This window comes from Bifidobacterium simiarum (genome assembly GCF_002802905.1).
Taxonomy (GTDB): domain Bacteria; phylum Actinomycetota; class Actinomycetes; order Actinomycetales; family Bifidobacteriaceae; genus Galliscardovia; species Galliscardovia simiarum.
In genome coordinates, this window is sequence record NZ_PEBK01000011.1 from 1 (window position 1) to 13,292 (window position 13,292).

Genomic DNA, 13,292 nt, shown 5'->3' on the forward strand with positions numbered 1-13,292 from the left:
CCTTCGCCGACCGCTGGCCGGATGACAGGAACTGACAAACGAAAAACCACCAGTTACACACTTAAAGAGACAGTCCCACGATCACGGACACGGCGAGGGCCCGGACGCGGCGAAGCCGATCAGCCCGCGGTACCTGAGCCCGGACGAGCGCATCGGCATCGCGGACTGGAGGCTCGCCGGCGCGTCCGTGCGCGAGATCGCGCGCCGTCTGGGACGGCCGGCCTCGACCGCGGGCCGGGAGATCCGGCGCAACGCGGATCCCGGAACGGGCGCGTACGAGCCGTACCGAGCCCAGCGCACGAGCGCCGCGAGGCGCGCGAGGCCGAAGACCGCGAGGGTGCGGGCGGTCCCGGGGCTGCTCGGCTACATCCGGGAGGGGCTCGCCTCGCACTGGAGTCCGGAGCAGATCGCGCGCCGTCTGAGGATCGACTTCCCGGATAATGGGGACATGCACGTATGCGCGGAGACCATCTACCAGGCCATCTACGTCCAGGCCCGGGGCGAGCCGGGACGGGACGTCGCCCGGGCGCTGAGAGGCGGCAGGGCGACGCGCCGGCCGCGCGGCGGCGACGTGAGGAGGCCGCGGTTCCGCGAGCCGATGCTCATGATCTCACAGCGTCCCGCGGAGGCGGAGGACCGGGCCGTGCCCGGGCACTGGGAGGGCGACCTGATCATGGGCGCGAACAACCGCAGCGAGATCGGCACGCTCGTGGAGCGCTCGACCCGGTTCCTGATCCTGCTGCACCTGCCCGACGGGCACGACGCCGAGCACGTGCGGCGGGCCATCGTCGGGCAGATGCGGCGGCTTCCGAAGCATCTGCGCAACTCGCTGACGTGGGGCCAGGGCGGCGAGCTCGCGCTGCACGGACGCATCTCGGCCGCGCTGGACATGGACGTGTACTTCTGCGACCCGCACTCGCCCTGGCAGCGGGGCACGAACGAGAACACGAACGGGCTGCTGCGCCAGTACTTCCCGAAGGGCACCGACCTGTCGGGATACTCGCAGGCGTATCTGGACGCGGTCGCCGAGGAGATGAACGACCGGCCGCGCAAGACGCTCGGGTTCCGCAAGCCGAGCGAGGTGATGCTCGACCTGCTCGACGCGGCATGATACGATCACACGACCAGATCAGATAGCAACACGGGTGTTGCAACCACCACTAGAATCCGCCAGGTATCGAGGGGAAGACGAGATCATACGAGCGGGCCGCTTATGCTGGATACCGATGGAACGGAACACGTGGAAGGAAAGCGGCATGGCATCTGAAGACAATGGAACGAGCTTGGCGAAGCCGGCGCATGATGCGGGTCCGCTGAGCGGTTATGCGAAGGCGGTTATCGCGAAGATTGGGTTGGAGCCGCATCCGGAGGGAGGATGGTATCGGCGTGACTGGCAGTCGCCGGTCCACTCCCCCGAATCGTTCGCCACGGCCACGGCGTCGGAGCTCGCCGTGGTCACCGGGAACCGTCCGCTGGCGTCCCTGATCTATTTCCTGCTGCCCGCCGGCGATTTCAGCGACTGGCATCAGGTGGATGCCGATGAGATCTGGCTGTGGCACGGCCCCGGAACGGTTACGCTCGAGCTGGCGGGCGACGGCTCCTCCCCCGATGTCTCGCAATCCCAGATGATCACGCTCGGATCCGGATTGGTCGGAACGGTCAGCGGCGACCTCGACAATCCCGGCCTCGAGACCGTCGTCGGCCATGCGGTCGTGCCCGCGGGAACCTGGCAGCGTACCGTCCCCGGTGACGCCGACGCGCTGGTCTCCTGTGTGGTAAGCCCCGGCTTCACCTTCGAAGGCTTCACTCTGGCCGATCGGTGACGCCCCGCGAAACGAAAAAAGGTCCCGCCCAACAGGACAGGACCCAAGCAATCAATTCAAAGCGAATCATTAACTTCGCAAGAATTGATCGCGTGACGCGTGTGTTTTCAAGGCACGGGAGGCGAAGGCGTACGAGGGTACGTCGAGTCTCCCGCAACGCAGAAAACACTCCGTTATGCGATGAGCTCCTTGACGGAGGCGATGATGGCTTGCAATTCCTTCTTAGCATCGCCGAACAGCATCTGCGTGTTGTCGTTGAAGTACAGCTCGTTTTCGATGCCGGCGTAGCCTTTGCCGCGGCCGCGCTTGATGACGACGACGTTTTGGGATTTGTCGACGTCGAGGATGGGCATGCCGGAGACGGGGGTGCCGGGTCGGCGGGCGGCGGGGTTGGTGACGTCGTTGGCGCCGACGACGAGGGAGATGGTGGCGGTGGGGAACTGCGGGTTGATGTCGTCGAGGTCGACGAGTTCCTCGTAGGGGACGTTGGCTTCGGCGAGGAGCACGTTCATGTGGCCGGGCATACGACCGGCGACGGGATGGATGGCGTAGGCGACTTCGACGCCGCGGCTCTTGAGGAGTTCGCCGAGGTCGGCGAGTTCGCGCTGGGCCTGGGCCATGGCGAGGCCGAAGCCGGGGACAAAGATGACCTTCTGGGCGTAGACGAGCTGGACGGCGACGTCGTCGGCGGAGGTTTCCTTCATGGTGCCGGTCACGCCGTCGTCGCCGCCGGCTGCGTTGTCGCCGCCGAATCCGCCGGCGAGGACGGAGAGGAGCGGTCGGTTCATGGCCTGGGCCATGAGGATGGAGAGGGTGACGCCGGCCGCGCCGACGAGGGCGCCGGCGACGATGAGGGCCACGTTGTCGATGGCGAGGCCGGACATGGCGACGGCGGTGCCGGTGCAGGCGTTGAGCACGGAAATGACGACGGGCATGTCGGCGCCGCCGATGGGGATGACGAACACGAGGCCGTAGCACAGGGCGAACACGGTGGTCAGGACGGACCACAGGAGGCGCTGTTCGGGCTGGACGCACAGCATGACGAAGGCGGCGACGGTGAGGAGGATGAACAGCACGTTCCAGAAGCTCTTGCCGGACAGCTTGAGGTTCTTGACGAACTTGACGCCCTGGAGCTTGCCGGCGGCGATGAGCGAACCGGTGAAGGTGACGGAGCCGATCATGATGCCGAGGCCGGCGGTGATGAGCACGACGAGGGTGGGCAGCTGTTCGTTGGTGAGGATGTCGTTGAGGGCGACGAGTGCGGCCGCGCCGCCGCCGACGGTGTTGAAGACGGAGACGAGCTGCGGCATGTCGGTCATCTTGACCTTCTTGGCGGAGGCGACGCCGGCGACGGCACCGATGAGGATGCCGACGACGAGCACGATCACCGCGGTGGTGGAGATGAAGCCCTTGACGAAGAGGTGGACGAACGCCATGATGACGGCGAACACCATGCCGGTGGCGGAGATCTGGTTGCCTTTGCGCGCGGTCTTCGGGGAGTTCATGAAGTGCAGGCCCATGACGAACATGACGGCGGCCAGCAGGTACACGAACCATGCGACGATATCGATGGGAGTTGCGGTCATTACTTATCGCCTTCCTTCTGGTCCTTCTTGGAGGGCTTGGAGCTCTTGAACATCTCCAGCATGCGGTCGGTGACCACGTAGCCGCCGACGACGTTCATGGTGCCGAGTACGGCGGCGAGGAAGATGAACACGTAGGCAAGCGGCGTGTGCGCTTCGGCGGCAACGATGACGACGCCGACGATGACGATGCCGTGGATGGAGTTGGCGCCCGACATCAGCGGCGTGTGGAGGGTCGCCGGCACCTTGCCGATGACCTCAATGCCGATGAGCAGGGCGAGAACGAACAGGGTGATCGAAACGACGAGATCGGGCATGATCACTTCTCCCCTTCTACTGATTCTTTCGAGGTTTCTTCCGCGGCCTGCGCCGGGGCTTCGACTCGGCCGGCGACGACGAGAGCGTCATCGAGTTCCTCGCCGAGGTCCATGGCGAGCTTGCCGTCGGTCACGAAGTGGGCGAGCACGTCGGCGACGTTGCGGGCAAGCAGGTTGGAGGCGGTGGTGGCGACTCCGCTGGCGAGATCGGGCGCGCCGATGAGCTGCACGCCGTTGTCGGTGATGAGGGTCTGGTTGGGCTTGGAGCCTTCGACGTTGCCGCCGAGGTCGCTGGCGGCGCAGTCGACGATCACGGCGCCGCGGTGCAGCCCGTCCACGCCGGCCTTGGTGAGCAGCATCGGGGGCTTGCGGCCGGGAACCTTGGCGGTGGTGATGACCACGTCGAATTCCGCGGCCTTCTGGTCGACGGCGGCCTGCTGGGCGGCCTGCTCCTCGGCGGTGAGCTGGCGGGCGTAGCCGCCTTCGCCCTGACCTTGCGAGAAGTCAAGTCCGAGGTCGAGGAACTTGGCGCCGAGGGAGAGCACTTCGCCCTTGGCAGCGGGTCGCACGTCGTAGGCGGTGACGACGGCGCCGAGTCGGCGCGCGGTGCCGATGGCCTGCAGTCCGGCGATGCCCGCACCCAGGATGAGGACCTTGGCGGGGCGGATGGTGCCGGCCGCGGTGGTCATCATCGGGAAGAACGAGCCGTAGGCGTCGGCCGCCTTGAGCACGGCCTTGTAGCCCATGACGGAGTTCTGCGAGGTCATCTCGTCCATGGACTGGGCGGAGCTGAGCTGCCTTGGCAGCTTTTCGATGGCGACGCCGACGAGACCGGCCTGTTCCAGATGATCCACGTATGCCTGATCGGTGAACGATCCGAGCATGCCGATGACCCATGAACCTTTCGGCAGTCGGTCGATCAGCTCGGCGTCCGGGCGGTCCACGAATCCGAAGGCCTGCGACTGGGCGATGATCTCGTCCCTGGTCGCGACCTTGGCGCCCGCCTTGACGTAGTCGTCGTCGCTGAATCCCGCGGCATGGCCGGCATTGCGTTCGATGACGCAGTCGACGCCGGAACGCTTGAGTCGTTTGACGATATCGGGGGTGAGCGCCACACGGGACTCATGTTCCGCGGTCTCGTTGAAAATTCCATAAGTGATGGTCGATTGCGTATCTTCCGCCACCTGGTCCTCCTCTGATCTCTAAGGGCATCGGAAAGCCCGGTGCCTCCGGTAAGTGTATACGAAGGCGAACACATGGCAATAGAGAGGTTCGCGACGGAGAGTTTTGCTTATAATGGTGTGTTTGCGTTCACTTGTGTTCGCCGTTCTCCCTCGTTCCGATTACAGTAGGGAGCTACGCATATTCAAGGAGTCATTGTGGGATTGTTCTCTTCCATCAAGTCGCAGATCATCGAAACGGCCCGGCAGGCCGCCAGTCTTGGACGATACGACGATGAGGCCTCCGGCGACAACGAGGTGCTCGACGACGCGGAACACGGCGTGGCGGCCAGCGATGCCGTCCGTCTCCCGCACACCGACGAATGGGGGCCGAACTTCCCCACCACCACCTTCATCGATCCGCAGACCGGCCTGCTGACCACCGACACCGAGGGCCGGCCGCCGCTGGACGAGGGCATGTCCATCTACGACATCTACGCGGACCGTGCGCGCCGCATGGGCGACGAGCCGCTGTACACCTACAAGGACAACGGCCAGTGGACCACGAAGACCGCGAACGAGTTCCTCGCCGACGTGCGCGCCGTGGCCAAGGGCCTGATGCACTACGGACTGAGGAAGGGCGACGGCGTGGCATTCATGTGCCGCACGTCGTATGAATGGGATGTGACCGATGCCGCGGTGATGGCCTGCGGCGGCGTGCTGGCCACGATCTACGACACCGATTCGGCCGAGCAGATCCGCAACATCGTCAACAACTCCGACGCCCGTCTGCTGATCGTGCAGACCGAGGACATGCAGGCCAAGGCCGACGGCGCGGTGGAGGACTGCCCGTCGTTGGAGCACATCGCCTGCATCGAGACCGGCGGTCTGGAGGAGCTCAAGGCCTACGGCACGTCGATCGACGACCAGACGCTTGACGAGCGCATCGACTCGGTGAAGAAGACCGACCTGTGCTCGATCGTATATACCTCCGGCTCCACGGCCGCCCCCAAGGGCGTGGAGATGACGCACGAGCATTACTGCACCACGGCGCTGAACCTGCCCGACTACATGCCGGATCTGCTGCACAACAAGGACAACTCCGTGCTGCTGTTCCTGCCGCAGGCGCACTCCTTCGCCCGCGCCATCAACTACATCTGCGTGGCCAGCGACATCCGCATCTACATCGCGCAGGGCATCAAGACGCTGATCGCCGACCTGCAGGTGGCCAAGCCCTCCGTGATGATCGTGGTGCCCCGCGTGCTGGAGAAGGTGTACAACGCGGCATCCCAGAAGGCCGGTCATGGCGCCAAGGGCATCATCTTCGCCCAGGCCGCGCTCACCGCCCGCAAGTACATGGACGAGATGTCCTCCGATGGCAAGGCCAAGGCCTCGACCGCGGCGAAGCGCGCCATGTACGATCCGCTGGTCTACTCCTCGCTGCGTCAGGCGCTCGGCGGCCGCGCCAAGTGGATCGTCGCCGGCGGCGCCCCGCTCGACCCGGAGCTGCTGGCGTTCTTCCGCGGCGCCAACGTGCCGGTGTACGAAGGCTACGGCCTGACCGAAACCACGGCGCCGTGCGCGTTCAACCCGCTGGGCGTGCCGTTCCATCAGGGTTCCGTCGGCATCGCCTTCCCCGGATTCAAGCTGCGCATCGCCGAGGACGGCGAGATCCAGGTCAAGGGCACGGCGGTGTTCCCCCGCTACCACAAGAACGACGAGGCCTCGGAGTCGTCCTTCACCGAGGACGGCTGGTACACCACCGGCGATCTCGGCAAGCTGGAGAACGACGGCTTCCTGTATATCACCGGCCGCAAGAAGGACCTCATCATCACCGCCGGCGGCAAGAACGTGGCTCCCGGTCCGATCGAGGAGGTGATCCAGCGTTGCGAATTCGTCTCGCAGGCGCTGGTGCTCGGCGACAAGCGTCCGTTCATCTCGGCGCTGATCACGCTGGACGAGGAGACGCTTCGCCCGTGGCTGGAGTCCAAGGGGCTCGACCGCAACATGAGCCTCGAGGATGCGGCGAACAACGCCGCGGTCCGCGCCGAGATCCAGAAGTTCGTGAATCTGGCGAACGAGGGGGTCTCCCGCGCCGAATCCGTGCGCAAGTTCATCGTTCTGCCCGAGGAGTTCAGTCAGGAGAACGGTCTGCTCACCGCGTCGATGAAGGTGATCCGCCCCAAGGTGATCGCCCGCTACGCCGATCTGCTCAACACGCAGATGTACGCGCCACGCAAGAAGAGCAAGTAATCCGTCCGTCGGCCCGAACGGCCGACGCGGAAAATCGAGGGCCCGGACGATCCGATCTTTCGGAATCGTCCGGGCCCTCATCGTATCCGGCCATGTCACGGACATGACTCGGTGGCGCCGATCCCAACCCGGCGCCATTCCGGCGGATCAGCGGTACGAACCGTCGGCCGCACGCTCGAACGGGTACACCTCGCCCCACTGCGCCCGCAGCCCGTCCATGATCCGCATGATGCGCAGCGTTTCCGCGTGGGGCATCTCCTCGCATTCGATGTCGCCGCGCAGCACGGCCTTGGCGGCCGACACGACCTGATATTCGTATCCGGTGAGCTGCCTCGGCACGTCGAGGGAATCCACCCGGCGATGATCGGCGTCGAATACGTCGATGCGTTCCGGATTGTTGATGTTCTCGACGATCAGGTACCCGGCATCGCCCTGGATGATGCCGGTGCGGCTGCCGACGGACACCATGGAGGAGTCGATGACCGCCATCACGTCGTTGTCGAGCCAGAACGTGGCGGAGAACTGTTCGTCCACTCCCCTGTCGGTGAACGAGCAGGCGCTGACCGTACGTGACGGCTGGGCGCCGGGGAACGCCATCATCACGAAGTTGATCGGGTACACGCCGACGTCGAGCAACGCCCCGCCGGCCATGGCGGGATCGATCATCCTCGCCTTGTGCATGGTCGGGTACGACAGATTCGCGTACGCCTGATGCGGCGTGCCGATCGCCCCGGAGGCCAGGACGTCGAGGATGATCCGACGACTGGGCATGTATCGGGTCCAGATCGCCTCGGTGCACAGCATCCCGGTCTGACGCGAGACGTCCAGTACCTTCCCGGCCTGCGCTTCGTTGGCAGTGAAGGATTTTTCCACGAGCACGTTCTTGCCCGCCATCATGCAGGCGATGGCATGGCCGGCGTGCAGCGCGTGCGGCGTGGCGACGTACACCAGATCGACTTCCGGGTCGGCCAGCAGCTCCTCATAGGAGCCGTAGGCCTTCGGGAAGCCGTACTGCTTCGCGAACGCCTCGGCTCGGCTCAGATCCGCCCGCGTGGCCACCGCATACGGCCTGACGAGCCTCGTGTAGCGTTCGTCGGCGGCCATCTGCCGCAGGGTGTCCGCCATGTGATGGGCGATGCGTCCGCAGCCGAGGATGGCCACGTTGACGGTGCCGCTGTGCGCGCCGTTCCTTGCGCTCATGGATTGTTCCTCCTGTCTTCGTTATTCCGCGTCGCTCAGAAGCCGAGACGTTCCAGCTTCTTGGGGTCGGACTGCCAGCCCTTGGCCACCTTCACATGCATGTCGAGGTTGGCCTTGCAGCCGACGATGCGATTGATCGGCGTGCGCAGCTTCTTCTTGACCCGAACCAGGTGCTCGGCCTTCCTGCCGATGATGATCGGCTTCTGGGAGTCGCGTTCCACGTACACCGACACGTGCACCTGAGCCTTGGGCTTCGGGGTCGCGGGGGCGTCGAAATCACCCTCCTCCTGCGATTCCTCGTCATCCGGGTATTCGATGGCATCGACCACCACGGCCAGGGAGTGCGGCAGCTCGTCGTCAAGCTCCTCGAGGAATGCTCCTCGCACCAGTTCGGCGATGTCCTCCTCCGGGGATTCCTCGGTGAGCTGGTCGTCGGGGTACATCTTCGGGCCTTCGGGCATGGCGTCGATGAGCACCTGCCGCACCTCGTCGAGGTTGTCCTGCTGCAGCGCGGAGACCGGCACGATCTCGGTGAAATCGGCGAACTCGTTGATCTCGATGAGCTTGTCGACCAGCTGGGTGCGGTTCAGCTCGTCGATCTTGGTGACGATGCCGATCAGCGGCACCTTCCACTTGAATCCGCCGTCGTCGAGCTTCGTGGCGAACTGGCTGCGCAGACGGCTGAGGATGCGCTTGTCTCCCGGTCCGATCTCCTGATCGGCCGGCAGCAGGAAGGCGATGGCGTCCGCCTCGGACAGCGATTCGTCGACGATGTCGTTGAGGCGCTGTCCCAGCAGCGTGCGGGGACGGTGGATGCCGGGGGTGTCGACGAGTACGATCTGGGCGTTCTCGGTGGTCATCACGCCGCGGATGGCCTTTCGCGTGGTCTCGGGGCGTGAGGAGGTGATGGCGATGTGCGAGCCGATCAGTGCGTTGATCAGCGTGGACTTTCCTACGTTCGGTCGTCCGACGACCGCGATGAATCCGGATCGGTAAACTTCTTGCATACCGCATTACCTTAGCGTGAAGCCTGTGCAAATCACTGCTCGGCTGTGCCAATCACCGCGTGACTGCGTAAATCACTGCGCGGCTGCGTAAATCTCACTGCGCGCTCTGGTCGCGCCTGCCGTCGGAGGCATCGTCCTCCCGCTGCGCGCGTTCGGCGACGTGCTCGTGGCGCTCGTCGTGCTCGATGCCGGAGTCGCCGGCCACTTCGACCAGAATGGTGGAGACCTTCTTGCGGCGTCCCGCGGAGTCGACGGCCGTCAGCCGCAGACCGTGCGTGACCGCGGACGATCCCACCAGCGGCACCTTGCCGAGCATCTTGGTGAGCAGGCCGTAGAGCGTATCGACGTCGTCCTCGTCGATGTCGATTTCGAAGAGCTCCTCGATGTCGGCTATGGAGGCCCTGGCGGGGAACTTCCACTTGCCTTCCGCGATGCGTTCCGGCTCGAGCTTCTGCGTGCGGTCATGCTCGTCCTCCAGTTCGCCCACGATCTGCTCGATGGCGTCCTCGATCGTGACCAGACCGGCGATGCCGCCGTACTCGTCGACCACCACCGCCACATGCTGACGCTGGCGCTGCATCTGATGGAACAGGTCGTCCACCGGCTTGGATTCGGGGACCAGCAGCGGATCGCGGCTGATCGACTCGACCGGCCGATCGGTGGCCGCGGGATTGAACGCCACGGCACGGACCGCATCCTTGAGATAGGCGATGCCGACGAGATCGTCCACCGACTCGCCGATGATCGGCACGCGGGAGAATCCGGACCGGGAGAACATCTTGAGCACGCTGCCGAGCTTCTCGTTCCTGCCGATGCAGATCATGTCGGTGCGCGGCACCATGATCTCGCGGGTCAGCGTTTCGGACAGGGTGAGCACGTTGCGCAGCATCTCCGAGATCTCGGGGTCGAAGTCGTCGGTCTCCACCAGCCGGTCGATCATGGCTCGGCCCTGATCGAGGTGGATCTTCTCCAGCTCCTCGTCGTCAGACAGGTCGGCCTTGCCTTTGCCGGCGTTGATGCCATTCACCCGGGCGAACGGGGTGAGCCATGAGACGATCGACACGACCCGGGAGTGCCGCAGCATGATCTGCAGCGGCTTGGACGCCCCGCTGGTCCGGGGTCGCACGAGCACGGAGACCACGCCGATCACGAAGGCGAACAGCACGCCGGCCAGCATCGAGCCCCACAACGGGGCGCCGATCAGCCCGGCGATGGCCGCCACCAGAGTGCCATCGACGATATTGCATACGATGCGGAAGAACGCGCAGGACCCCGCGGTGGCGAACCGGTCCGACACCAGCCGCTGTACGCGGTGGATCCGATCGAGCTGCTTCATCTTGCTGAACTGCGAGTCCGAACTGGTCTGCACCTCCAGAATGCGGTTGTTCAGGCTCGATCGGGTCACCCGGGCCACGGCTCCCTCCGCGGAGGCCATGACCAGCGAGAACCAGACCAGCAGCAAAGCGACGATCGTCATCGCGACGACGATGGGTATCAGAGGGTCAACCATGATTGCGTTCAGTCCTGTCTAACTTCCTATGGGTCCTATGCGTTCTGTGTACTAGTTGCACTGTTCCGTGTGCTGTTTTCGTGAGTTTCGTTGCGGACTATCGGCCCGCCGAGGATCATTCGTTCCCGGTCCTGTCCGGCTCGTCGCCGTCCGCATCATTCGCATCGTCATCGCGATGGGCCGCGTCATATGCCGCGAGCAGATCGGGGTATCCCGCGGGAAGCGTGACGTCGTCCAGCACGCCGGGGCGCAGCGCGAGGAAGGTGAGCAGCAGCTGCCGCTGCAGACCGAACATCTGCCGCTCCTCCTCGGTGGTGGTGTGATCGTAGCCGAGCAGATGAAGGATGCCGTGGATGGTGAGCAGCAACATCTCCTGGATCGTGGAGTGGCCGGCGGCGCGGGCCTGTTCGGCCGCCACGTACGGGCAGATCACGATGTCGCCGAGCACGCCCTCGGGCAGGTCCTTGCCGTTGCCGGGACGCAGCTCGTCCATGGGGAAGCTCATCACGTCGGTGGGGCCCTCCAGGCTCATCCACCGCTCATGAAGCACGGCCATGGCCGCCGGCTCGTTGAACATGATCGTCAGGTCGGACTGGGTGCTCACCCTCATCTGATCGAGCACCCACACCCCGAGATCGGAGAACACCTTGGGATCGATGGTCCAGGGGGTCTCATTGGTGACTTCGACGCTCATGCGTCACGTTCCTCCTTCCGCGCCTGCCGACGCTCCTCATGGTCGTCATGGCTATCGTGGCCGTCATGTCCGTCGTGGCCGTTCCGGCGATCGTCATGACCGGCGCGCGACCCGTGCCCCTCGTGACGCTGCGCGTAATGGTCATAGGCCTCCACGATCCGGCCGACCAGCTCGTGCCTGACCACGTCCTGGGCCTGCAGATGGATGAAGGCGATGTCGTCGATGCCGCCGAGCACCCGTTCGATTGTGGCGAGGCCGGACCTCGGCACGGTGAGATCCACCTGCGTGATGTCGCCGGTGATGATCATCCGCGTGTTGAAGCCAAGTCGGGTGAGGAACATCTTCATCTGCTGTTCCGTGGTGTTCTGGGCCTCGTCGAGGATCACATAGGCGTCGTTGAGGGTGCGGCCTCGCATGTAGGCGAGCGGGGCCACCTCGATGGTGTTGTCCGCCAGATACCGGTGCAGCTGGTCGGCGCCGAGCATGTCGGACAGCGCGTCGTACAGCGGTCGCAGATACGGATCGACCTTCTCGCTCAGCGTACCGGGCAGGAAGCCGAGGTTCTCCCCCGCCTCCACCGCGGGACGGGTGAGGATGATGCGACGCACCTTGCCGTCCTCGAAGGCCCGGACCGCCTTGGCCACGGCCAGATAGGTCTTGCCCGTACCCGCCGGCCCGATGGCGAAGGTGATCGTATGGCTTTCCACGGCGTTGACGTATGCCACCTGTCCGGCGGTCTTCGGCCTCACCGGCTGGCCGAGAGCGAACGTGATGACTCCCGGCACCTGCATCCGGCGACGCTCGGACTGGGATTTGACGGCCGGGGCACGGCCCTTCTCCCGGTTCTCCCGGTCGCGCAGCTGCTTGGCGGTGTGGGTCGCGCTGCGCACGGTGGTGTGTCCCATCTGCTCGCGAACCTTGGCGTCGAAGCCGCCCCGGGTGCTGGTGTCGAGCAGCCTGCGCACGGTGTCGGCGTCCATCGGCGCGGTGTAGGCGGTCTGAATGATCGTCTCCACGATCTCCTGGGCGCGGGCGGCCTGGGCCTCGGTCTGCTTCGACCGGGACATGATCGCCACGCGGTTGCCCCGCACGATGATGGTGAGCTCGGGGAACGCCCGCTCCACTTCGCGCAGCACCTGATCGGCGGGCCCCAGCACGGCCACGGGATTGAGTTCGGATGGGATGGTGATGGTGCGAGTCGTAGTCGCCACTGAAATTCTGGCCCTTTCCTTTCCTGTTCGTCCGGCTGCACCGGAACGGCTCCGGCGCAGCCGACGGGACTGATCGGCTGAAGAACTGATCGGCCGAAAACCTATTCGGCCGAAGAACTACTCATCAAGGACTTCGCCGGTCAGCACATGGGCATGCACGTGGAACACGGTCTGTCCCGCGTCCTTGCCCGTGTTGAACACCAGACGGTATTCGCCATGGAACTCCCTGTCGGCGATGGACTGCGCCACTTCGACGATGTGGGCCAGCTCCCGCGGATCGCTCTTCGCCAGTTCCGCGGCGTTCGCGTAATGGTTCTTGGGCACGATCAGCACATGCACCTTGGCCTTGGGGTTGATGTCCTTGAACGCATAGGTGGTGTCATCCTCGTACACCTTCGTGCTCGGGATCTGGCCGTCGATGATCTTGCAGAACAGGCAATCGCTTTCCTGGCTCATGCATCCTCCTTCATGGATTGCAACACGTCGGTTCAATGCTATTGCGCCGTTCGGATAAACCGCTTCACGACACCGGAC

10 protein-coding genes and 2 pseudogenes are annotated in these 13,292 nt (G+C 64.8%); 3 read left to right on the plus strand and 9 right to left on the minus strand.

Annotated elements, in window-relative coordinates; genetic code table 11:
* Positions 1 to 103: 103 nt before the first annotated feature.
* Positions 104 to 1,111: pseudogene (locus CSQ87_RS09500) on the plus strand (IS30 family transposase); the annotation flags it as partial.
* A gap of 145 nt (positions 1,112 to 1,256) precedes the next feature.
* Positions 1,257 to 1,823 (plus strand): cupin domain-containing protein, encoded by a 567-nt coding sequence (locus CSQ87_RS09505; RefSeq protein ID WP_100513641.1) that lies wholly within the window; start codon positions 1,257 to 1,259, stop codon positions 1,821 to 1,823.
* A 173-nt stretch (positions 1,824 to 1,996) separates the two neighbouring features.
* Here CSQ87_RS09505 and CSQ87_RS09510 read toward each other — a convergent pair whose 3' ends face one another.
* From CSQ87_RS09510 to CSQ87_RS09520, 3 genes are read right to left on the minus strand one after another with little or no spacing between them, the layout of a single operon-like run.
* On the minus strand, positions 1,997 to 3,409 hold the full coding sequence (locus CSQ87_RS09510; RefSeq protein ID WP_100513642.1) for an NAD(P)(+) transhydrogenase (Re/Si-specific) subunit beta: 1,413 nt from the start codon (positions 3,407 to 3,409) through the stop codon (positions 1,997 to 1,999).
* Positions 3,409 to 3,723 carry an NAD(P) transhydrogenase subunit alpha part 2 gene (locus CSQ87_RS09515; protein WP_100513697.1) on the minus strand — a complete coding sequence of 105 codons (315 nt, stop codon included), beginning with the start codon at positions 3,721 to 3,723 and terminating at the stop codon, positions 3,409 to 3,411. Before CSQ87_RS09515 ends, CSQ87_RS09510 begins: the two co-directional genes overlap by 1 nt.
* Before the next feature lie 2 nt (positions 3,724 to 3,725).
* The gene (locus CSQ87_RS09520) at positions 3,726 to 4,907 is read right to left on the minus strand and encodes an NAD(P) transhydrogenase subunit alpha (RefSeq protein WP_100513643.1); all 1,182 of its coding nucleotides are present in this window, start codon (positions 4,905 to 4,907) and stop codon (positions 3,726 to 3,728) included.
* A 339-nt stretch (positions 4,908 to 5,246) separates the two neighbouring features.
* Here CSQ87_RS09520 and CSQ87_RS09525 point away from each other — a divergent pair.
* Positions 5,247 to 7,136: pseudogene (locus CSQ87_RS09525) on the plus strand (AMP-dependent synthetase/ligase); the annotation flags it as partial.
* A gap of 147 nt (positions 7,137 to 7,283) precedes the next feature.
* Here the strand turns inward: CSQ87_RS09525 and CSQ87_RS09530 are convergent.
* From CSQ87_RS09530 to CSQ87_RS09555, 6 genes are all read right to left on the minus strand, one after another.
* On the minus strand, positions 7,284 to 8,336 hold the full coding sequence (locus tag CSQ87_RS09530) for a Gfo/Idh/MocA family protein (RefSeq protein ID WP_100513645.1): 1,053 nt from the start codon (positions 8,334 to 8,336) through the stop codon (positions 7,284 to 7,286).
* A 35-nt stretch (positions 8,337 to 8,371) separates the two neighbouring features.
* Positions 8,372 to 9,343, minus strand: a complete 972-nt coding sequence (gene era, locus CSQ87_RS09535) for a GTPase Era (RefSeq protein ID WP_100513646.1) — start codon at positions 9,341 to 9,343, stop codon at positions 8,372 to 8,374.
* A 94-nt stretch (positions 9,344 to 9,437) separates the two neighbouring features.
* Positions 9,438 to 10,853, minus strand: a complete 1,416-nt coding sequence (locus CSQ87_RS09540; RefSeq protein WP_100513647.1) for a hemolysin family protein — start codon at positions 10,851 to 10,853, stop codon at positions 9,438 to 9,440.
* 115 nt (positions 10,854 to 10,968) lie between these two features.
* On the minus strand, positions 10,969 to 11,547 hold the full coding sequence (gene ybeY / locus CSQ87_RS09545) for an rRNA maturation RNase YbeY (protein WP_100513648.1): 579 nt from the start codon (positions 11,545 to 11,547) through the stop codon (positions 10,969 to 10,971).
* Positions 11,544 to 12,758: a PhoH family protein gene (locus tag CSQ87_RS09550; RefSeq protein ID WP_100513649.1), complete on the minus strand. Its 1,215-nt coding sequence runs from the start codon at positions 12,756 to 12,758 to the stop codon at positions 11,544 to 11,546. Before CSQ87_RS09550 ends, ybeY begins: the two co-directional genes overlap by 4 nt.
* Positions 12,759 to 12,875: 117 nt before the next feature.
* The gene (locus tag CSQ87_RS09555) at positions 12,876 to 13,214 is read right to left on the minus strand and encodes a histidine triad nucleotide-binding protein (protein WP_100513650.1); all 339 of its coding nucleotides are present in this window, start codon (positions 13,212 to 13,214) and stop codon (positions 12,876 to 12,878) included.
* Positions 13,215 to 13,292: the final 78 nt, after the last annotated feature.